Origin of the sequence: Salinibacter sp. 10B (assembly GCF_002954405.1) — a bacterium.
In the GTDB taxonomy this organism is placed as follows: domain Bacteria; phylum Bacteroidota; class Rhodothermia; order Rhodothermales; family Salinibacteraceae; genus Salinibacter.
This window is the reverse complement of sequence record NZ_MQWC01000004.1, coordinates 2,036,758-2,058,218: the sequence shown is the minus strand read 5'-3', so window position 1 is coordinate 2,058,218 and position 21,461 is coordinate 2,036,758. Positions and strand designations below refer to the sequence as shown.

Annotated in this window: 9 protein-coding genes; 3 read left to right on the top strand and 6 right to left on the bottom strand. The window is 63.3% G+C overall.

Translation table 11 applies throughout. The annotated features are described in order from the left end of the window. Window positions 1–143 precede the first annotated feature (143 nt). The 4 genes from BSZ35_RS08630 to purL all read right to left on the bottom strand — a co-directional run bounded on the left by BSZ35_RS08630 (window position 144) and on the right by purL (window position 10,374). Window positions 144–2,954, bottom strand: coding sequence for a M14 family metallopeptidase (locus BSZ35_RS08630; protein WP_146110039.1), 2,811 nt, complete (start codon window positions 2,952–2,954; stop codon window positions 144–146). A gap of 170 nt (window positions 2,955–3,124) precedes the next feature. Further along, window positions 3,125–4,627, bottom strand: coding sequence for a hypothetical protein (locus BSZ35_RS08625; RefSeq protein ID WP_105012052.1), 1,503 nt, complete (start codon window positions 4,625–4,627; stop codon window positions 3,125–3,127). A 54-nt stretch (window positions 4,628–4,681) separates the two neighbouring features. Next, window positions 4,682–7,588: a SusC/RagA family TonB-linked outer membrane protein gene (locus tag BSZ35_RS08620; RefSeq protein WP_105012051.1), complete on the bottom strand. Its 2,907-nt coding sequence runs from the start codon at window positions 7,586–7,588 to the stop codon at window positions 4,682–4,684. A gap of 509 nt (window positions 7,589–8,097) precedes the next feature. Next, window positions 8,098–10,374 (bottom strand): phosphoribosylformylglycinamidine synthase subunit PurL, encoded by a 2,277-nt coding sequence (purL, locus tag BSZ35_RS08615; RefSeq protein WP_105012050.1) that lies wholly within the window; start codon window positions 10,372–10,374, stop codon window positions 8,098–8,100. A gap of 303 nt (window positions 10,375–10,677) precedes the next feature. On the opposite strand from purL, the gene BSZ35_RS08610 reads away from it, so the two are divergent. Then, on the top strand, window positions 10,678–14,634 hold the full coding sequence (locus BSZ35_RS08610) for a S8 family serine peptidase (RefSeq protein WP_105012049.1): 3,957 nt from the start codon (window positions 10,678–10,680) through the stop codon (window positions 14,632–14,634). 16 nt (window positions 14,635–14,650) lie between these two features. On the opposite strand, the gene BSZ35_RS08605 is transcribed toward BSZ35_RS08610, so the two are convergent. Next, window positions 14,651–16,462, bottom strand: coding sequence for an arylsulfatase (locus BSZ35_RS08605; RefSeq protein ID WP_105012048.1), 1,812 nt, complete (start codon window positions 16,460–16,462; stop codon window positions 14,651–14,653). 627 nt (window positions 16,463–17,089) lie between these two features. On the opposite strand from BSZ35_RS08605, the gene BSZ35_RS08600 reads away from it, so the two are divergent. Both BSZ35_RS08600 and BSZ35_RS08595 read left to right on the top strand, forming a co-directional pair. Beyond that, window positions 17,090–17,497, top strand: coding sequence for a hypothetical protein (locus BSZ35_RS08600; RefSeq protein WP_105012047.1), 408 nt, complete (start codon window positions 17,090–17,092; stop codon window positions 17,495–17,497). A gap of 354 nt (window positions 17,498–17,851) precedes the next feature. Further along, window positions 17,852–18,295 carry a hypothetical protein gene (locus tag BSZ35_RS08595; protein WP_105012046.1) on the top strand — a complete coding sequence of 148 codons (444 nt, stop codon included), beginning with the start codon at window positions 17,852–17,854 and terminating at the stop codon, window positions 18,293–18,295. A gap of 260 nt (window positions 18,296–18,555) precedes the next feature. Here BSZ35_RS08595 and BSZ35_RS08590 read toward each other — a convergent pair whose 3' ends face one another. After that, a complete protein-coding gene (locus tag BSZ35_RS08590; protein WP_105012045.1) occupies window positions 18,556–21,285 on the bottom strand; it encodes an adenosylcobalamin-dependent ribonucleoside-diphosphate reductase in 2,730 nt (909 codons plus the stop codon). Window positions 21,286–21,461: the final 176 nt, after the last annotated feature.

The following is a 21,461-nucleotide window of genomic DNA, read 5'->3' as shown; positions in this document are numbered from 1 at the left end:
CCCTGCGTAGCGCCGTTGGAGTCCAACGGCGTTACGGATGGAATCAAGGCCTTTCGTGGGACGGTGCTACGGTAGATTTCCTACAGTTAAACGTACAACGTCACAGCACCGTGTAACCATTCCTCTTTCGGCCAGAGTTCGCATCAGTATCCACCGGTCTCGTTCGGTCCCCCAAGATAAATGGCGTTCGTCAGGAGGTCGATCGGGCCGTCGGCCCAGACGCGGAAGAGCGGGTCCTCGGCCAGTCGAATGATCCGACCATTTCCCAGCCGATCGACGGTGGCGTAGGCCTGCTCGGCGTACACGTGCTCGGTGAGGGCCGGCCACGTGAAGCCGCTCACCTCCAGGGCACTTGCAGCATACGTGACGGGATTGGCGCCGTTCACCGAGAGGGACAGCGGCGTGTTGTCTGCGAGAACAGCGACCTCGGAATCGAGGCCGTACGTGAGCCAGTGCGTCGTGTCGGTTCGGGCGCGGAGGAAGGCCCCCGGCACGGATTGCTCAGGAATGGACGCCGACGGGCTCGGCTCGGGGGGCAGCGCCGGATCGCCGGTCAGCGTCTCGTCGATCGCGTCGCGCATGGCAGCGAGGGACATCTCCGACGCCGTGGTGTCGGTGTACGCCACGCCCATCGGGTCGCGCGCCAGGAGGCGGGCCCCGCCGGCGTACCCGACCACGGTCCCGCCGCGCTCGACCCAGCGCCGCACGGCGGTAAGTTGATCATTCGACAGTGTGCCATAGTCGCCGTTCGGCAGCACGAGCACGTCTTCGCCCTTCAGATCGTCGGCCGAAAGAGTGCGGGTCTGGAGCGCCGTGAAGGGCTGCCCCAGCCGCTCCTGAAAGACGTACCAGAAGTGGCCGTAGGAGGTCGTGGACACGCCGTCTCCGGCCAGCACTGCGATCTCGGGCGGCGTGAGGTTGCGGGTGGATTCCGATCCCGTTCCGGTGGGGCCGCGCGTCGCGAAGGCCGTGTTGGCCGCGTGCACCGGCACGTCCGCCGTTTCTGCGAGGGCGTCGATGCGCGTGTGGAGGGCAGCCGGATTGCGGCCGACCCGGGCGATGTAGCTGCCGCGCGGGAACGATCGCTCTCCGACGACCATCGGCTGATCCACGACGGCCACGTTGAAGTCCTCGCTCATCAGTTGGGCAAGGAGTCGGGTGGATCCCACCGAGCCGGGTGTCCAGACGTAGGCGCTTTGTGCGCGCCCATCCGTGCCGCCCGTCACGGTGGGCACGGCCACGTCGTGCGTCCAACCGCCCGGCGCTGCTTTTGCCGAGTCGGGCAGCGAAAGGCCCGTGCTCGGCAGCGGGTCCCCCGTGTCAGTCCAGAGGGCGGGCACGTCCCCGGCCAGCGCAAGATTCCAGGCCGTCACGTCGTAGAACGCGTGGTACTCCCGCTCGCCGGGCGCCACGCGGAGGTTGTGGGCGAGACGGGACAGCTCCTGCTGCCGAAAGCCCTCTGGCAACGGAATGTCGGGGAGGAGCAGCATGCGGGCAATCTTCGCGTTCGGCTGGGCGAAGGGGACAAAGTAGGAGCCGGACGAAACCGTGCGCTGCACCGTAGCGTCGGCCAGAGCATCGTAGCCCTGCACCGTGCCGGACTGCGTGATGCGCTCAACCTGCACGCCGTGCCGTAGAAGCGTCGTTGCCAGTCGGGCCGCGCGCCGCGGATCGTTGTCTACTCGCAGCACCACGCCGCGGGGCGTCTCCGACTCGGCAGTCTCCATCGCGTCCGCAAAGAACTGGTAGTAGTCCTGCAGGCGCGCCTCCCGGTTGCGGGCCGCCGCGTCGATCGTCGACAGGACGGCCACGAAGTGGTGAGCGATGCCGTCCTCGAAGGTGAGCACCGTGCCGTCGCCGCGGCGCCATCGGTAGCCCTTGCCGCCCCCACCGTCCGTCTCGTAGGTCATCCCCGTTGCGCCGTGGAGGCTCGGGTACGAGTCCCAGTAGCCCGGATAGTGGAGGTCGAAAATGTCGCGGGTGTAGTAGCTCCAGCCGTATTCGTCGAACGCGTTCGCGTTGGCTTGTCCCACCGTGTCGATCCACGTCGTGAGCTGATCGGGGTAGAGCGGATTAATCGGGGCCGCGTTCGGCGGGAAGAAGTACTGCGTGGTTTCGCCGTGGAGGTCGACGAACACCTGCGGCCGCCACTGCTGCATGGCCGTGCTCACGGCTCGGCTCTCCGTCTGCGTGAGGCCCACGCCGTCCCGGTTGAGGTCGATCTGGAAGTGATTGTTGTTTGCGTTCACGCCCCACGGCGCATCGTGCTCGTAGGCCTTCGGGGCCGCGTCGCCCATCCCGAACGCGTTGTACCACGACACGAACCGCTCGTGGCTTTCGGGATTGTGGGCCATATTCAGGAGTACGAGCGTATTCTCGCGGATCCGCTGAGCGCGCTCGCTCTGTCCGGCAGTGAGCTGGTATGCCATCTGGATGACCGACTCGAACGCTGCCGTTTCGTTGCCGTCGTTGGCGGAGTTGATCCAGACGGCGACTGGTAGGTCCGCGGCGAGATCATTGGCTGTGCTCGCTGACGTTTCGGTCGGGTCGGCCAGTTGTTGAAGCTGTGTCTGAATCGAGTCGAGCTGCTCGATCGTCTCGGCGGAGCCGACGGCCAGCAGGTGCATGTCCCGCTTCTCGACGCTCTCACCGTATACGATGTGCCGCACTCGGTCAGAGGCGTCGGTGAGGGCTTCGATGTAGTCGTCCATCCGGCCGTAGGTGGTGTGGATTTCTCCGATTGAGTAGCCCAGCACCTCGCGGGGCTGCGGCACGTCGTCGCGGTACGGGCCGAAGGCGTAGAAGTCGAACGATTCGCCCTCGCACCTGCCGGAGGCCTGGCGGGCATCGTGCGCCGAGCGACAGGCCGCCGGCGTCTGGGCGGAGGTGGAAGGGACCCCCAGCATGCATAAGAGGAGGGTAGTGAGGAGCGGGGGGAAGACGGATCGAGGCACGGAAAGGGGAGATTTGCTTCGTATTTACTGAAAACGGGAGCCGGGGCATTCCAGCCTGTCGGCGGGGCTCCGGAGGAGCAGGCACGTTGCAACAAGACAAACGGAGGCCGAAAAAGAAAACCGCCCCCACCGCCGCGACGGCGAAGGAGGCGGTCGTTGAAGGCGGGCGGCTACTGGCCCGGCACCATCGGATTTTCGATGACGAGGCCGCGCTCCTCGGCGAGTACCCGGTTCATATCGTGGAGCATGGTAACGACCTCTGATCTGAGAGCTTCTCCTTCGTCTGCCCGTCCGTCGCCTCCGTACAGAGGATTGGGCTCGTAGAGATCCATCTCGTTCGCGGACGGAATGTAGTCCGGCACGCTCACCTCTGTGCCCATATCCCCGCTTTCGAGGACTGGGCTCGTGTCGATTTCTCGAAGCATCATGGGCAGACGGATGCCGAGGTCGTGGAGCCGGTGGCCCTCCAGGTACATAATTTCCTGACGGAGCAGGTAGAGCAACCGCGTGAGGTCCGTGCCGGAGGCGCTGGTGACTTGTCCCTTGGTCACGTGCGTGCCCGACACTGTCGGGATCGTGATGGTGCCCGGTCGGGTGAGCACGAGACTGTCGACCGGCGGGGCGCCCGGACTGAATCGAATACTGATGACACTGGTGTCGGGTCGGGTGTCACTGTTGTTGTTGAGGCGAGCGTCTCCGTCCTCAAACGTGACTGTTTCCCGACGGTCCGCGAGGTCGATCGCCCGTCGGAGTTGGCTCTTTGCTCCGGACGGGTTGTCATTTGCCAGGGCGGTCTCCGCGAGGATGAGCCGCATCTCTTCCGCTGTGGCGTACGGGATGGGCGAGCGTTCCTGCGTATACTTCGGGTCGAGGAAGTCGAGCCGAGGGAGGGGCTGCATTTCCTGCAGGGCGCGCTGCACGAGGTAGTCGTGCGGCGGATTGCCCAGGTTTTGAGCGTCGTAGGGCTGGCTGTAGAGAAAGGCGTTCCCTCCCGTATTGAGAGCCGCCTGCGCGAAGTTCTGTGCCGGCCCGACGTTCCCGAGCGCCCGATGGGTACGGGCGAGCCCAGCGTTGATCTGGGCGGCAAGGTCGGACCCGGCGTCCGCCATGTCGAGCGCCGCTGAGAAGTCGCGCTGCGCATTGGCGAGGAGGCCCGCCGCCAGAACGGCAGCAGAGTCCGCGGTCGTAGGGACGGCCGTGAAGTTTTCGCCCTGCATCAGGAACGCCATCCCACGGTAGTAGTGTGCCTCGGCGATCTGCGCGTCGGTGGCGTTATCGTCCTCCGGGGCAATGTCTTCGATAAGAAAGTCACCCTGTGATCGAAGCTCCTGGAGATTCCAGTAGAGGCAGTCGACGAACGTACAGTTCAAAATGCTGGTGTTGGGCGTCACCTGCCGGGGAAAGTCGAGCGTATTGCCGCCCAGGCCGGTGCCGTGAATGGAGGCGTTGTCCGACGCCAGCTCGGTCGTGACGACGGCCGCCCCGAGGGCACGGGCGAACTGGGCGCGCATCCCGTCGAGGAGGGCCGCCGTGGGACGCTCGGCCTGCGCGAGGTCTTCGTCGGTCGTGCGCGGATTCTCAACCTGCGTGGGGTCCAAGGCATCGCAGGCCGTGAGGGTGAGTGCCGCAATCACAGCGACGATGAAAGCAGAGGGAAGAGAGCGAGTAATCATAACTGGGGGAGTCGTCAGAGTGCAGACGTTGGCGTGAGAGACAGGGGCGGTGAACTAGAGCGTGATTTCCACTCCGACCCGGAGCTGTCGAGGAGAAGAGAGCGTGACGCTCTGCGATCCTCCAAGGGCCACGCTGCCCGTGTCCGTCAGGCCCGCCAGTTCCGGATCCACGAACTCCTGGCGGGTGAACTCCCAAATGTTGCGTCCGGTCACGTACACGGAGCCTTGCGCGAGACCGATACCACTCAGGAATTGGCTCGGCAGGTTGTAGGAGAGCGTCACCTCTCGAATCTTCAGGTAGTCTCCATCCAGAAGCACAGTGGAGCCGGCCTCCGTCACGCTGAAGTCCACCGGATCCCCATTGGGACCCGTGACCAGATCTCCGTTCGCGTCGTACTTCTGCGGCCGAGGCACTCGCTCAAGCCCGTTGAATCCGGCCCACCGGCTTCCCCAGTCCAGTACCTGCGATCCGAGGCTCCAGTCGGCCAGGGCAAACAGGCGGATGTTCTGGAATGTGAGGGAGGTCGTGAAGGCTCCGGTGTGGGTGGGAAAGGGGGTCTCGCCCGTGAAGCGAAACTCGGACGCGTCGAGCCGGCCGTCGTCATTCGAGTCATACGGCGTGGTTGCACGCCATGCGCCGATGGGGCGTCCTTCCGTGACGCGCTGCTGAGCGAAGTTGTCACTCCCGCCCAGGGTGAAGGGCGCCGTGCCGCCGAGATCCACCATTTCGTTCCGGTTCCAGCTCCAGTTGCCGCCGATCTGCCAGAAGAGGTTCTCCATCTCCAGAATGCTTACGTCCGCACTGAGCTCCGTCCCGATGTTGCGAATCTCGCCGACGTTGCGGAACTGAAGCCCCTGTCCCGTCGCCGGCTGTTCCGGTACCTCAAAGAGTGCATCGGTCGTCCGGGACCGGTACACGGTGAAGTCCACCCCGAAGCGGCCGTTGAAGAAGGAGCTTTCAAATCCGCCCTCCAGGGTCGACGTCCGTTCAGGACCGAGATTTTCGTTCCCCGGGTTGTCGAATCGGGGGGCACTGGTGCCCCGAAAGGAGACGGCCTGGAAGGTCACGTCCTTCGTGAAGGGTTCCGGGAAATTCCCGGTCTGGCCCCACGCGGCCCGCAGCTTGAGCTGCGAGAGGACCGTTTCCAGCGTACCGGTCCAGAATGGCTCGTCGGTCAGAATGTATGACAGAGAGAGACTGGGGTACGCCTGGAGGCCTACGTCTTCTCCGAACGCGCTGTTACCGTCAAAGCGGATGCCCGGGTTGAAGAAGAGGCGGTCTTCGTAGGCGAGCTGCTCCTTAAAGAAGAATCCGCCGTTGAAGACCTGTTCACGCAGCTCGTCGGACGTTTTGGTGGCCGCTTCGCCGACGTCTTCCGTTCCGGGCAGTGCGAAGCCCTCGGCCTCTACCCAGACCCGGCTCTCTTCGTCTCGGAACCCCTGTGCCCCGAACGTGAAGTCCGAGGTGATGGGGCCTTCTCGGGGATAACTGATGGTGCCCCGGTAGTCGATCGTGAGAGACCGAAAGTCCCGATTGAAGCGGGTGAGCCCGCCGTTGGTGTTTCCGGTCAGGAAGTCGGCGCCCCGGGGAAACAGGGCCCGTTGCTCGTTGACCCGTCCGTCGATGCCGATCGTCAGACTGGTCGTGAAGAGCTCACTGGGCTTGTAGTTGGTCTTTCCCGAGAGCCGATAGCGATCCACCCCCTCCTTAATCTCCGGAAGGGTGGCGACACGGAGGGCTTCCTGCAGGCTATTGGTCCCGGTGAAGCGAAGGGCGTCTCCCACTTCGAGCATCGTGAGCGGGTCCCCAATGGCCGTTCCGTTCGAGACCCGAGCGAAGTTGGAGCGGGTGTAGGACCCGCTGAACTGGACGCTCACGTTCTCCGTGAACTCCGTCGAGAGGTTTCCCCGAAGTGCGTACAGCGTATTTCCGTTGTTCGGCTGGACCCCCTCTCCGGTCTGGAGCCGTCCACTCATGTTGTACGTAATGTTTTCCGCTCCGCCCGACACGCCGAGATAGTAATCCTGGCTGTATCCGTTCTGCAAGTACTCGTTCTCGATGAAGTTGGCGCGCCCGGCGTCGGGGGTGTCAGCGTCCGGGGCCGTCCGCTCCGGAAATGAGAAGCCGGTGTCCATGAAGAATCGGGACACCGGAAAGTCGACGCCCTGCTTTGTTCGGAACGTCACGTTCGTTTCGCCCGGCTCCCCGTCGGCCGTAAAGATCTGAATGACCCCGTTGGCGGCGTCGGAGCCGTAGAGCGTACTGGCGGCCCCACCCTTCGTGACCTCGATGCGCTCAATGTCGTTCGTCAGGATTTCGCTGAGCGCGGAGGTCGTCTCGCCGCCGTAGGAGAAGCTCGTGTTCGACGAGTTGTCAACCCGAACGCCGTCGACGTAGATCACGGGGGTCTGGTTGGAGAAGACGCTCGTGATGCCCCGGAAATTCATGAGAGCCCCCTGTCCGGGTTGGGCCGACTGGGCTCGAATCGTAGATCCGGAGACCCGTCCTTGCAGCAACTGGTCGATCGAGGTGGTCGGCGTCTCCTGCAGGTCCTCGGCGCTGATAACATCCATGTTGGTTCCAATCGCCCGGCGAGAGACCTCGCTGCCCTGTCCCGTGACGACGACCTCGTCAAGGTTCATCGGGTCACTGCTCATCGTAAAATTCAGGGTGGTCGTCTCTCCGGCCTCTACGGTTACAGTGGCGGTCTTGGCGGCGAAGCCCACGAGGGAGACCCGGAGGGTATACTCACCGGGTGCGAGTCCATCGATGCGATAAGAGCCGTCGGCCTGCGTTGCTGCTCCCCTCTGGAGTCGTTGAACAGCCACGTTGGCACCGGGGAGAGGGCGTTCTTGCCCATCGGTCACGGTGCCTTGCACCACGCCAGTCGATTGTGCACTGGCGATGAGAGGGAAGAATAACAGAAGGCCGACGGCAACGGCACAGCGGGAGAAAAGCATAGGCGTAGGAGGAGATTGGCAACGATCGCGAGCTTGTACACAATCCCGTTGCGCACGCCCGTTTCGCTGAACAGCGTCAGCACAACAGTCGTGGCACCGGACGGTCCGTCGATCGCCTCCGGGTGAGGGAGGCAATTCGGGGGCATGCTCCGGGATCCCGGGCGTTGCTCCTCTGTGTGATTCCGGGGGAGGAACTTCTGGATCGGAGCCTGCCGTCAAATACGCCTCCTACGTTAGCGCGAAGCGCCCGTATTGTCAAAGTATTATCTCCAGAAAAGCGCTTTCGGTGTAATAATTTTTTCGTTTAGTCACAAACGCAAAAGAAGGTCAGGCCTCAGGGTTATGGTTGAATAAAGTGGGGAATCCAGGTTGTGACCTCCGGGTCGTGTCCGGTTCGACGACGGAATGAACGTTCACAAACGGTATCATGCCGTAAGAGACAGATTCCGCCATAGTCCCATCGCAGGAGCCCAGTCTCGTACCGCCCGGCGCCGGGTCTCTCCACATGGTTAGGCCACGGCATTCGGGATGGCTGTCGTGTACGGCTCGGCCAACGTGGCATGGTCGGTGGTGAGGACCGATGTGTCTCCGACGGAAATCCGCACACTGTCCGCCGCCGTAACCCGGCCGAGGCGGTGCGCCCGCACGGTGTCGTGATCGGCCAGAGTCGTTTCGAGGTGCTCCACGTCGTCCGGTTGGACTGAGAGCACGACACGGGACTGGGCCTCTCCGAAGAGCACACTGTCGAGACGGGCGTCCGTGTCGGGCAGGTCGACCTCAAGTCCGAGATTGTCGGAGTGAATGGCCGACTCGGCGAGGCACGTGGCCAGGCCGCCGTCCGAAATGTCGTGCGCGTGTTGGACAATGCCGCGTTTGATGAGGGCACGCGTGGCCGCCTGTACGGCGACTTCCTCGTCGAGGTCGAGGTGCGGAGCGTCGCCCGTCGTGCGGTCGTGGACGTATGACAGGTACTCCGATCCACCGATACTCTCGGAATGGAGCCAGTCGGCGGGCGACAGCAGGAAGAGCACGTCACCGTCCTGCTTGAGGTCGGCGGTCGTGGGCTGCGTTTCCAGGTCGTCCACCACGCCGAGCATGCCGATGGTGGGGGTGGGGAAGATGGCACCCTCGGGGTGCTCGTTGTAGAGGGACACGTTGCCGCCGGTGACGGGCGTACCGAGGGCGCGGCAGGCGTCGCCCATGCCGCCGATGGCTTCGGCAAACTGCCAGTACATTTCGGGGTTGTGCGGGTTGCCGAAGTTGCAGCAGTTGGTGATGGCGACGGGCTCGCCCCCGGCGCAGGTCACGTTCCTAGCGGCCTCCGCCACGGCGATCTGCGCGCCCTTCCGCGGGTTGAGGTAGACGTAGCGGCCGTTGCAGTCCGTCTTCACCGCGAGGCCCTTACCGGTCTCTTTCACGCGCACCACCGCGGCGTCGCTGGGACCGGGGCCGACCACCGTGTTCGTGCGCACCTCGGTGTCGTACTGCTCGTGGACCCACGCCTTCGAGGCGATGGTGGGAGAGGACAAGAGCTCCGTGAGCATGTCGACCGACGTATCGGGCGTCACGTCGTCGATGCCCTCGTCCTCCGGCGTAAAGGCGTGTACCTCGTCCAGGTAGGAGGGGCGTTTCTTGTCGCGCTCATAGACGGGCACGTCGTCGCCGGCCACGTGTGCCGGGTCCATGTCGGCCACTTCCTCGCCGTGCCAGAGGGCGCGGACGCGGCCGTCGTTCGTGACCTCCCCGATTTGCTGGGCGTTCAGATCCCACTTGTCGTAGATCGCCATGAGCGCCTCCTCGTCCTCCGGGCGGCAGACCACCAGCATGCGCTCCTGGCTCTCCGAGAGCATAATCTCGTAGGGCGTCATGCCGGTCTCGCGGGTGGGCACGCGGTCGAGGTGGAGCTCCATCCCCGTGCCGCCGGACGCGCTCATCTCGAAGGCCGAGCTCGTGATGCCCGCGGCGCCCATGTCCTGGATCGCCTCCACCGCGCCCTCGCGGATGGCCTCCAGCGTGGCTTCCAGCAGCTGCTTCTCGGTGAACGGGTCGCCCACCTGTACGCTGGGGCGGTCTTCTTCGCTGTCCTCGTCGATTTCGGCGGAGGCAAAGGTGGCGCCGTGGATGCCGTCGCGCCCGGTCGAGGCACCGACGACGTAGACGGGCAGGCCGGGCGTGTCGGCGGCGGCGCTGGCCGTGCGGTCGTGGCGCACGGTGCCCACGCTCATCGCGTTGACGAGGGGGTTGCCCTCGTAGGCGTCGTCAAACACGACCTCGCCCGCCACGGTGGGCACGCCGAACGAGTTGCCGTAGTCCCCGATGCCGCGCACCACGCCGTCGAACAGGTAGCGCACGCGCGACTTTTCCAGCGAGCCGAAGCGGAGGGAGTCGAGTGCGCAGATCGGACGGGCGCCCATCGTAAAGATGTCCCGGTGAATGCCGCCGACGCCGGTGGCCGCGCCCTCGTACGGCTCCACGGCCGAAGGGTGGTTGTGCGATTCGATCTTGAAGGCCACCGCCATGCCGTCGCCCACGTCCACGAGGCCCGCGTTCTCTTCGCCGACTTCTGCCAGCAGGTATTCGCCCTCGTTCGGGAGCGTCTTGAGGAGGGCCGTCGAGTTTTTGTAGCTGCAGTGCTCGCTCCACATCACCGAGTAGATCCCGAGCTCGGTGAAGGTGGGCGTGCGGCCCAGGCGGTCGCAGATTTCGTCGTACTCGCGGTCGGTAAGGCCGTGGTCAATCGCGAGTTCGCGGTCGACGTCGGGCGTTTCGGGCAGGGTCTCAGACATGGGCGTGGGGGAAGGCGCGGAAGCGTAGGCGTAGAGAGCGGTCGCGTCAGACCGGCGTGCAATCCCAGAGAGGGACTGCGGTCGTGGATATGATGGGGGCGGGGGGATGATCCGGGTTCGTGGGGAATTGGGATCGTTTTGCTGGCACCACAGATGCGATTCTTTCGGTACCATCAATTTCCATCCGGCTCGAACCTGTCTGGGGGCAATCTCGTAAAGACAGAATAAGTGCTAAAATAAGACAGAAGTGTACTTCTGTAGACGTCCCATCGGGTTTGACTTCCTGGATAACCGCCCGCCTGCATGGAGCAACGTGCTACGACACGACGACTTGTCGGTCTGATCGTCTTGCTGCTCCTGCTGGGCGGCGGGGAGGTCTATGCCCAATCGCTCTCGTCGGAGGTTCGCGATCGACTCGCGCCGCGCCTTCGCCTCGTGGCGGCGGAGCGCGTCTCGTCCCCCGCGCTGGGGCCTCTGTTGTCTCCGCTCTCGACGACCGACGGCCGGTACGGAGTGTTCGTGAATTTCGAGGACCGCGATGCTCTGCAGAATACGGAGATTCCCGTTCGACCGGTCGCGCCTGAGATCGCGACCGCACGCGTGACGCCGACGGGGCTGCGCGCGCTGGCACGGACAGAGGGGGTGACTGGGATCGTGCCGGCCCGGCAGTATGTCCCGCTCAATGATGTCGTGCGGGGCGTGACGGGGGCGCATCCGCTCCATACGGGTCGCCTCGGCCGCCGCTACACTGGGGATGGGGTGCTTGCGTGTGTCATCGACAGCGGCATCGACTGGACGCATCCGGACGTTCGAGGCATTCGAGACACGACGCGCAGCCGCGTCCGGGCGCTCTGGGATCAAACCCTGTCGCCTCGGTCTTCGGAGCAGCCGCCCGAGGCGCCCGGGTACGGCGTTGAATACACGCGGTCCGATCTCGAAGCGGCCCTCAGTGGAGGGGGCACGTCGGTGCGCAGCGTCGACACGCTGGGGCATGGCACACAAGTGGCCGCTACGATTGCAGGGAATGGGAGCGCGCAGTCGGCCCGCACGCATCGGGGCATGGCCCCGGACGCCGAAATCGTGGCGGTCAAGACGGACTTCTCGGGCGTCGGTATTGCCGACGGGCTGCGGTACTGCGACGCGAAAGCGGAAGCGGCCGGCCGTCCGATGGTCGTGAACCTGAGTTTGGGGGCGCGGTCGGGGCCGCACGACGGCTCGTCGGCGTTGGCACGCACCATCGATGCCGTCTCGGGGGCGGGGCGCAGCGTGGTCGCGGCAGCGGGAAATGGAGGCGACTCGAAGCAGCACGTCTCTCATTCGTTGCCTGGGAACGGGGCCGACAGCCTCACGGTGGAGGTCCCTCGCTATTCCCCGCAGAATGGGGCCGCCAACGACGTTGCCTTTCACCTTGACCTGTGGCGCAGCGGCAGCGGTACAGCGTCGATCACGGTCATCACGCCGAACGGGCGTCGCGTGTCCCTCGTGCCCGATAGTGCGGCCGTCGTCCGGACGCCCGACGGCACGGTGACTTACGAGCAGACCCGCTCGCTACAGGGGGACGAGCACGTCGAGATTGCTGCGTACGATGCCTCGGCGGATCCCCCGCCGGCGTCCGGTTCCTGGACGATCGTGATGGAAAATCCGTCGTCCGATGCAACGACTATGCATAGCTGGTTGGTGGGAACGACCACGGAGAGTACGTTGCGCAATGGGGATTCGCGCATGACGGTAACGACGCCAGCCACGGCTCGGTCGGCGCTTGCGGTCGGGGCCTGGGTTCACCGTCCGCGGTGGCGAGGGGCGCCGGGGGGCGACGTCTCGTCGACGTCTGATCTTCCGGTGAGAGAGGCGTCGTTCAGCAGCCAGGGGCCGTTGCGGGGAGGAGGGCAAGCTCTCGATCTGATGGCGCCTGGTCAGTGGACGATCTCTGCTCGTTCTCAGTTTGCTTCGCTTCTGAAGCAGCGCCGGTTGGGCGAAAACGATTACGCATTGTATCGGGGGACGAGTGCGGCTGCGGCGGCCACGGCCGGTGCTGCGGCGCTCCTTCTTCAACATGACCCGTCGCTTTCAGGCGGTCGGATCTCCACGCTGCTGTCCGGGGACACTCGGGCAGGCTCGACCGAGGAAGGGGCGGCGCAAGGGGGGAACGGACGCCTCGACGTGTACCGGGGCATGGCTCAACTGATGGGCAGGTCTGTTGCCACCCGTACTCAATCGGCATACAGTACCCCTGCACCGGAGAACGACCGCACGGCGTACACGCTCGGAGGAACGGGGGCACGTGCTTTGGCTCTTCGGTTTACGCCTCATCAGAGTGGGGTCGTCGATGGGCTCTTTGTGCAGGCCGCGTCTAAGACGGCCAACCGGCTGCGGGATTCTCTCCGGGTCACGCTCCATGCCGATGAGGACGGCAGGCCTGGAGCACAGATTGGCACTGCGGTGTCGCTCGCGCCCGAGGCCGTCGGCAATCACGCAATGAGTTTTGCATCGCTGTCCGCATCCGGTGCCGTCGTAACTGCGGACGCGAATTACCATGTCGTGCTCAGCGTCGAGGAGGGGGGCGGAACCCTCGAGGTGGCTGGAGAGCGTAGCGGGCCGGATGGGGGCGCACTTCGGCGACGCAAGGGGGAGTGGACCGCATTGCGGGCCAACCTAGCCTTGCAGGTGAGCACGTCGTTTGCCCTCGACCTGGAGGCGCCTCATCTCAAGGAACCGGGGGCAAAGGCAATCGTGGAGGCCTCAGCGCCCCCAACCCTGACGTGGGGGGCGGTGCCAAACGCGGACGAATACACCATACACGTGTCTTCGTCGTCCGAATTTGCGCCGGCTCGTACCGACACCTTTCGGACGGAAGCTCGCTCGTTGACCCTGCCTGATCCATCGCCGAGCACGGGATATTACTGGCGGGTGCGCGCCGAACGGTTTGAGTATTCCGGTCCGTGGTCTCGTACACGCACGTTTCTGTATTATCCGACCACCGTGTCCGTTCGGGTCGCTCAGTCGTTTGCGTCCCCCGGTAGAGGCCATCGGCTTGTGGCCTTGCCCGGTCGCTCTTCGCGTTTGGTGAGCCGCACGGTGGACGGGCGCCCCGGATCCGACTGGCAGGCGTATCGAGATCCCGGAACCGATGGACTGGTTCCGTTCGACGGATCGTCTGCCTTCCATTTCCGGCCGGGCGTCGGGTTCTGGCTCCGCAGCGACGCGGACTGGCAGGTGCGCACCTCGGTGCCCAGCGTCTCCCTGACCGAAGAGGGCATGTTCACGATTCCGCTCCAGGAGGGCTGGAATGTGATCTCCAACCCTTTTGACTTGGATGTGTCGTGGAACGCCGTGGCGGCGGCCAACGGCGGATCTCTGTCTCCACTCTGGCGCTTCTCGGGCTCATTTGAGCGCACCACAACCTTTGCGTCGGCACGCCGGGGGGAGGCCTTCTATTTTCTGAACGACCAAAATCTCGATGCCCTCCGACTTCCGTATCCGGCTTTTCCCGGTACTCCGCAGGGCCGTTCCGGGACGAAACAGGCTCCGCCGGGACTAACAATTACTGCTGTTCAGGGAACGACGGCCGCCGAGATCCGCGTCGGGACTCACGATGACGCCACGAGTGGGTGGGACACATACGATCGCGTCGCTCCTCCCGCCCGCTTCACCCAGCCGTCTCTTCGGCTCGCGCCTTCTGGAACGGAACTCCCTCCTCGCCAGCAGCATCTTGCGGTTGAATACCGGTCGACCGATGCGGATGGTCACAGCTTTGCTCTGAAATTGCGAGCCAACCCGAATGTACCGGTCACGATTCGAGCCGCCGGCCTGTCGGCGTTTGAAGGGCAGGAAATTGTTCTCGTCGATCCAACGGCTGGGGAAAGCTACGATCTCCGCGCTGCCAATCCGGTTACGTTCCAACCGGAGGCCCAATCCCGTTCGCTACGGCTGCTGATAGGGAGCTCTGATTACGTGGAAACGAAGAAACAGGTCACGTTGCCGAGTGAGCTTCAGTTTCTGCCCAATTATCCGAATCCCTTTGACGACCAGACGACTCTTGAGTATGTATTGCCGGAGCCGGCGTCGGTGCGGCTGGCCGTGTATGACGTATTGGGGCGGCAGGTCCGGGTGCTCGTCGACGATCAGCAGCAGGCGGGGCGGCACACCGTGCAGTGGAACGGCCGAGGCGAGTCGGGCGGGCGCATGGCCAGCGGTGTGTATCTGGCGCGCCTCGTCGTCGGGGGCACCACCAAGGTGCGCAAGATGACGTTTGTCCGTTGAGGGAGCCGGTCGACCGCTACGAGTCGGGGGCTTCGGTATCCTCCTCGAGTAGGGTCAGCTCCATCCAGCGTAGGTCAATGGCCTCACGCCCGGGGATTTCGGGGGCCTGCAAGACCAGGGGACCCCGTCCAGTGTCGAGACGAATGGTGCCGAGATTCAGGGGGCGAAAGGTCTTCACGTACGACTCCTGTCGCGGAATGCGGTCTCGTGCCTGTCCAACGAGCGGTGGGTTGTGGACGGTCGTCACCCTCGTTCGAACCGACTCCTCCTGGAACCGGAGCTCGAGCTCTGCTCCCTTATTTTCCTCCGCGAGCGTATAGTAGACCGTCGCTCGGTACTGGCCCGGCGTATTGACCCGTACGTCCCACGTAATGGAGTCGGAGGGGCGCGTCCAGTGTCGGAAGAACGAGCTGTTGGGGAAGCGGTTGCTCCGCTCAATCGTGCCGTGGCCCGTCCCGTCGCGGGCAGGGAGACGGGTGGTCGGAAATTCAGGGTAGCCGATCGGAAACGGACGGTCTTTTTGGTCCAGTTCGGGAAGCAGTCGTTCTTTCCAGTTCGCCACTGCCGCACGGAGCTCAGCAGCCACGGCCGGATGCTCGTCGGCCACGTTCGTCCGTTGTCGTTGGTCCGCGGAGAGGTCGTAGAGCCGGCCTTCATGGTCGAGCCGAAACTGCGGGGTACGGACGCTCACGTCGCCCCGCCAGTGGGCAAAAAGACGCCGGTCGGGCCATCCGTCGGAATTCTGGTTGAGGAGAAGGGGCTTCAGGCTTCGGCCGTCAAATGTCGTGTCGGTGCCAGTTGGGATATCGGCCAGATCCGTGAGGGTGGGAAAGAGGTCAATGGCCCCTGCAATGGTCTCGATGTTGGTTCCCGCAGCAATCTCTCCCGGCCAGCGGACAATCATCGGCACGCGTACACCGCCCTCATCGGTCGAGCCCTTTCGACCTCGCATGTTGGCATTCCACCGCCACCCGTTGGGTCCGTTGTCGCTGAAGTATAGGACGATCGTTTCGCGAGTAAGGTTGAGCGCGTCGAGCCGGTCGAGGAGCCGTCCGACGTTCCAGTCTAGGTTTTCTGCCATCGCGAGGGCGGCCCGGGTCTTGGTCTTGTTCTCGCGCTCGGCGTAGCGGTGCTCGTCTTGAAGAGCGGCATCCGCATACCGGTCGAAAAATCGGTCCGGCACCTGCATGGGCGAGTGCGGCGTGTTGTAGGGCAAATAGACAAAGAACGGCTTGTCCCGATGCGCCTCGATGAAGGAGAGGGCGTGGTCCGTGAGATCATCGGGGAGGTAGCCGTCTCCCGTCACGAGGTCCGCATTCTGTTCCAGCGTCCAATCGAAGTAGTGTCCCCAGTGGCCCGAAGCAAAACCGTAGAAGGTATCGAAGCCCCGGCCGTTTGGGTGGTAGGGATACTGCGAGCCGTTGTGCCACTTGCCAAAGATTCCGGTTGCATATCCGGCCCGCTGAAACGCCTCCGCCATCGTATGCTCGTTGAGGTCCAGTCGCTCCGCCCCTGCCGAGGTGCCGTAGACGCCGCCTCGTGGATGATACCGACCCGTAAGCAGTTCGGCGCGGGTGGGGGAGCAAACCGGTTGTACATAAAAGTGCTCAAAGACTGCGCCCTGCTGGGCGAGTGCGTCGAGGTGAGGCGTTCGAACGGTGGTGTTGCCCGTGAGGCCGAGGTCGCCCCATCCCTGATCGTCGGCGAGTAGGACAAGAACGTTGGGGTGGGAGGACGAGGGGCCGGAATCGGTGGTATTGCAGCCGGTCCCGAATACCAGAAGAGCAAGGACGACCCCGGCTAGACTAAAGGAGGAGAATCGGATCATAGATATGAGGGGGCTAGCATAGGATACGGGAACGAGGACATCTTTTGAGGCAGGGAGACATTTCGGAAATTGCACCGCTGCTCTGAGCCAGGAAGATGAGCAACACAACAAAAGTGCGCAACCCTCTGTCGGGATGCGAATCCAATCGTACCGGGTCATTTCCAACGAGCCGAGTACGATGTCCCCTACCAATCATTAATCCATTTTCCTACAAGGAGGTGAGACCGCTCTTGTCGGCTCGTTTACTTTCTGAGGGTTACAATGAAAACTGCAGGGTACCCGTATGAGACCGGTCGTTGGATGTAGGTGACTGAGAGATCTGGTGTCAGTTTTCTCCCGAGGACGCCGATGAGGAAGCTCATACCAGATGCCGAGGATGGTTATGCATTTGCTGGAAGCGTTTCGGAACGAGGGGCACGAGGCGCGTCTCGTGACGGACGTCCGTTTTGGCTGAGGCTTTCAGATGCACATCGATCCTTCGGAGATGGCATTCGTGTCTCGTCTCCTCGAAAAATACTGCTATTGCAACCGGAGGAATTCGAGGTTTTGCCGTGGTATTGTTAAATTTTACAAACAATGCCGCGTGCGTGCCGAAGTCCCTATAACACTTTCCGAGGTGCTGTTGCCATGCAAGCCGATTCTCCTGACTCCTTCCGTCAAATTACAGATGTTCTCACCAAGAGCTTAAAGCAGGCGTTCAATGAGGTGTGTCCAGAACGGTACGGGGCGCCCCTCAGCCTTCGACGTATTGAGGATGCCGACACGTCGAATTGTGTCTCTTTTCGCCTAGAGGGGACAGACGCAATTTCCCTTCAGATCCATGTGACGATTAGTCACGTGGGGGGAAATGTATACGACATTGGTATGCAAGTGGAAGAGGGACCGGTACGGCGCTTCACCTACAGCGAACCGGACACATCGGGTTCGTCTCTTTCTATTGCGCCCTACCTGGGAAAGAAGATCGCCGAACGGATCCTCGATGAGGTAGAGCAGCGGCTCGGCAAACAGGTCCTCCGTACCCAGGTGGTGGCGTAGACGGCCTGCCGTATCCGTAAAAATCACTGCCTGCGACAGTATGTTCAGGGCGATCTCACGTCTTCGTACAGCCTATGAGATTCCCCTGAGTGCCAACGGTGGGTCCGAAGGGCCGGTTTTGGCAGGGAGGGCAGCGTACTTCCACCCCAACGACACAGATGAAGAAGGCGGCGGCGCATATCAGTAGTGCGCCGACTTTACCTTCCTCGGTACTCTGTTCGTTGCATGGAGACGGGGAAGTGGCGCCCTTGAATGAGGGTACAATGCACCAGTCCGAACGACCGGAGATTGACGGGGGGCGTACGACGTAGTGAAGCAGTCAAAGTACAGGCTTTCACTTTTGCTCAGACCTCCATGTCTCAGCTCGTTCCAGTTGTTCAGATTGTTGAGGGGCTTGCCGACAACCTTCGCGCGGTCTTTAGCCGCCTCTGTACGCAGCGGTACGGACGCCCTATTTCGCTGCGATGCACAGTAGAGGGAGCGGACTCATCGTTTCCGGACGTGCGGCTTCAGATCGAACAGGCCGGCCGGCTGGTGCTGGACGCAGCATTTGCCGTTCGCCACTTTGGCGGCAACATGTACGACATTCAGGGGACAATTGAGGGCGGTCCCTCGCAGGGGTTTTCCTATTGTCTCTCGGAGTCCTCATCTCTTCCCAGTTCTCACGCGCCGCGGCTTACACAGGAGATGGCTACCTTCCTTCTCGACGCACTGGAACGACAGCTGGGGGGCGAATACCTCCGAACTTCCCTCCGGCGTCCGTCAGCGGCGTCGGAGCGATCGGCGTCTGTCGCGTAGACCCTGTATCGACGAGTTCAGGACTCTGGCAGGCGACACGGCAGAGAGAAATGAGAAACGGCCCTCAAAACGTTCGAGGCACCGCTGTGTCCCAGCGGCGCCCCGAACGAAGAGAAGAAGTGCTTTTAGAGTGCGCCCCGAACGAAGGGACTGAGATTGTCAGGGAAGAAGCCAAGTGCAGGCTGCCGTCCGCGACGATGTGCCAAGGCAGGTCCCGGGTTCGGGAGCGATCGCCTCGTTCTCAGCACACCTTCAGATGTCTAGCTGCACCGTGAGTGGCCGCAGTCGGCGCACTGCATGCAGCCCTCAACGTGGCGTACGTTGGAGGATCCGCACTTGTCACAAGTGACCTCGTGGTCGTCGGCGTGGGCCGTGAGGGCCTTCGCCATCGCGCGTCCGAAGGACGCAATCGAGCCTTCGGCCTTCTTCAACTGCTCGACGAGGAAGTCCACCTTCGAGCCGTGGCGGAGGGCCGTCGAGACCAGTCGGGTTTCGACGCGGACCTCATCGGAGGGCATGTTGCTCGTGATGTCGTCGATCACGACGTCGCCCTCGGGGGTAAGGAGCGAGTAGTGCCGGCTTTCATTTTTCCGGATGACGCCCTCGTCGATCCGATCCTGCGGCTCACCGAAGAGCGGGGCTTCGCCGTCGGCCGTGAATGCAAAGACCTCGTAGGGGTCCTCTTCGAGGAAGCCCACGAGAATCGTCCAGTGATCGCCGCGGTAGCGGACGCGATGGATGGCACACGGCAGTTCGTCCGGCCGGTCTGGGGCCTCCGTGCGCGGCACGGTGTTGTTTTCGTCCTCGTCGTCGCCGGAGAGAACGGCGCTCATGGTACCGGCGCGGTAGGTGGTCACGCCCTTGATGGAGCCGGTCTCCCAGGCCTTCTGATAGAGGCTTTTAAACTCCTCGAAGGGGTAGTCCTGCGGCACATTTACCGTTTTGGACATCGAGGAGTCGATGAAGGGCGCGAGGGCCTCCATCTGGCGCAGATGATCGTCGACGTCGAGGTCGCGGGTCGTGACGGCCCAGTCGGCTTCGGGGTCCCATTCGCCCCGATCCTTCATGTGGCGCACGGCGTAATCCTCTACCTTCTCATCTTTACAGATGCCGCGCGTCGGGTGGATCTGCCACTGCGTGTAGCCGTCGTCGGCACAGCGGAGCACCACCTCGTCGCCGTGCTCCTCGGCGCTCCAGGTGGTGCCATCGGCGTCCACGGTATCGCCGGCCGAGTAGGCCCGTGGGGACATCTCCGGAGCGGTCAGCTCGTCGGGCAGGGCGGGCTGCTCGGCGGTGCGGATGTAGCTGTGCATGAACACCGGCTCGATGCCACTCGACGGCGCGTTGGCCAGGGTCGAGGTGTTGCCCGTTGGCTGGATTGAGAGGAGGTGCGAGTTGCGCAGGCCGAGGTCGCCAATCATCTCGCGCGTTTCGTCGGAGAGGCGCTGCACGAACGGGCTGGACAGGTACTCGTCCTTGTCGAAGAGCGGGAACGCGCCCTTCTCTTCCGCCAATCGCGCACTGGCCTGGTAGGCCTTGTTGGCCAGGTGCTGCTGAAACTCGCGCATGACCTTCACGCCGTCCTCCGACCCGTAGCGCTTCTTCATCATCATGAGTGCCGAGCCGTCGCCGAAGTGGCCGAGGCCGATGCGGCGCTTCTCTTGCAGGTTGCGGCGTTGCTCCTCTAGGGGGACGTACGAGAGGTCGTTCACATTGTCGAGGAAGCGAACCGCCCGCGGGATAAGCTCATCGAGCAGGTCGTAGTCGATTTCCCCCGCGTCCTGATCGACAAACTGCGTCAGGTTGAAGTTGCCCAGCAGGCATACGCCGCCGACCGGCAGCACCTGCTCGCCACACGGGTTCGTGGCATTGATGTGCTCGGCGTACTGGAGGTTGTTTTCCCGGTTGATGGTGTCGACGAAGATGACGCCGGGCTCGTTTCTGTTGTAGGTGGAATCCATGATCAGATCCCAGATTTCCCGCGCGTCATAGATCGCCTTCTCGCCGGTAGCGGGATCGCGCCACACGTTTACGGTTCCTCCCTTGGCCTTGTACTCCTGCAGGTTGCCGTTCCAATGCTCTTTGTAGAACTCCTTCTCGTTCTCAAAGTCGGGAAAGCGGAGGGCCCACGTGTCATCGTTCTTCACCGCCTCCATGAACTCGTCGTTGACGAGCACCGACATGTTGAATTTGTGCAGGCGTCCCGGCTCCTGCTTCGCCTTGATAAACTCGACGATGTCCGGGTGCCACACGCCCATCGTGACCATCTGAGCGCCCTTCCGGATTTTGTCCTTCACGTCGTCACGGTCGGACTGCATGCCGGAGCCGGCGACGATGGTCGCGGCCTGCTCGTTCCACACGTCCAGCATCTGTACCGCCCCCGGCGTCATCGATCCGACGCCACCGATGCGAGAGCCGCGGGGGCGCATGACGTGTGCACAGAAGCCGTATCCGCCCTCACTCGCCAGGATCTTGGCCTGCCGGGTCAGCTCCGCCTGGATCTCGTCCATCGAGTCCTGGTCGTACCCCTGAAAGCCAGAGACGAAGCAGTTGATCAGCGTTGCTTTGCCGAGCGAGGTGCCGGCGTTGGCGAAGATGCGACCGCCAGGGGTGAAGGGAAAAGGGCCGGTCGACAGACCGTCCCCGCTGAGCAGCTGGTAGAAGCGTTTCGTCCAGCGGGCCTCATCTTTCTCGACGGAGGCGAGGTAGCGGGCATTCCGATACCACGTATCCGGCACGTGCGTGTCGGTGCCGTACTGATAATTTTGCTCGTAGACCTCCTCCGAGATGGCCGTTTCAAAGATGTCCGCGTTCGTGCGATCGTCGTCGATGCGGTCGCTCTGGTCGAGCTGAAACTGTCCATCGGGCACGTCGGCGGCGGGGGCCATACGGACAGCGCCGTCGCCCCGTCCATTAGAGGCCGGCGGTGCGGTCTCGGGGGGAGCGGATTCGGAAGAGGCGTTCGCCGAGGAGGGAGGGGATTGGGACATATTGCCGAGGTTCGTGTTGTGTGACCGAGAGACTGCAAGTATCTTCGGGCGCCCTACGTACCGCGAAGGACCCGGAGCGCAAATCCGGGAATTTGATGGAATCTGAGAGCCGTTCAGAAGCGTGCCGATACCGGAATCGATGCGACCGTGTCCAACGGAGCCGTCTCGTGGAGAGA

Bases quoted from the DNA above. Each gene is read 5' to 3' on its own strand.
- BSZ35_RS08625 (WP_105012052.1), bottom strand. From the start codon at position 4,627: ATGATTACTCGCTCTCTTCCCTCTGCTTTCATCGTCGCTGTGATTGCG.
- BSZ35_RS08620 (WP_105012051.1), bottom strand. From the start codon at position 7,588: ATGCTTTTCTCCCGCTGTGCCGTTGCCGTCGGCCTTCTGTTATTCTTC.
- purL (WP_105012050.1), bottom strand. From the start codon at position 10,374: ATGTCTGAGACCCTGCCCGAAACGCCCGACGTCGACCGCGAACTCGCG.
- BSZ35_RS08610 (WP_105012049.1), top strand. From the start codon at position 10,678: ATGGAGCAACGTGCTACGACACGACGACTTGTCGGTCTGATCGTCTTG.
- BSZ35_RS08605 (WP_105012048.1), bottom strand. From the start codon at position 16,462: ATGATCCGATTCTCCTCCTTTAGTCTAGCCGGGGTCGTCCTTGCTCTT.
- BSZ35_RS08600 (WP_105012047.1), top strand. From the start codon at position 17,090: ATGCAAGCCGATTCTCCTGACTCCTTCCGTCAAATTACAGATGTTCTC.
- BSZ35_RS08595 (WP_105012046.1), top strand. From the start codon at position 17,852: ATGTCTCAGCTCGTTCCAGTTGTTCAGATTGTTGAGGGGCTTGCCGAC.
- BSZ35_RS08590 (WP_105012045.1), bottom strand. From the start codon at position 21,285: ATGTCCCAATCCCCTCCCTCCTCGGCGAACGCCTCTTCCGAATCCGCT.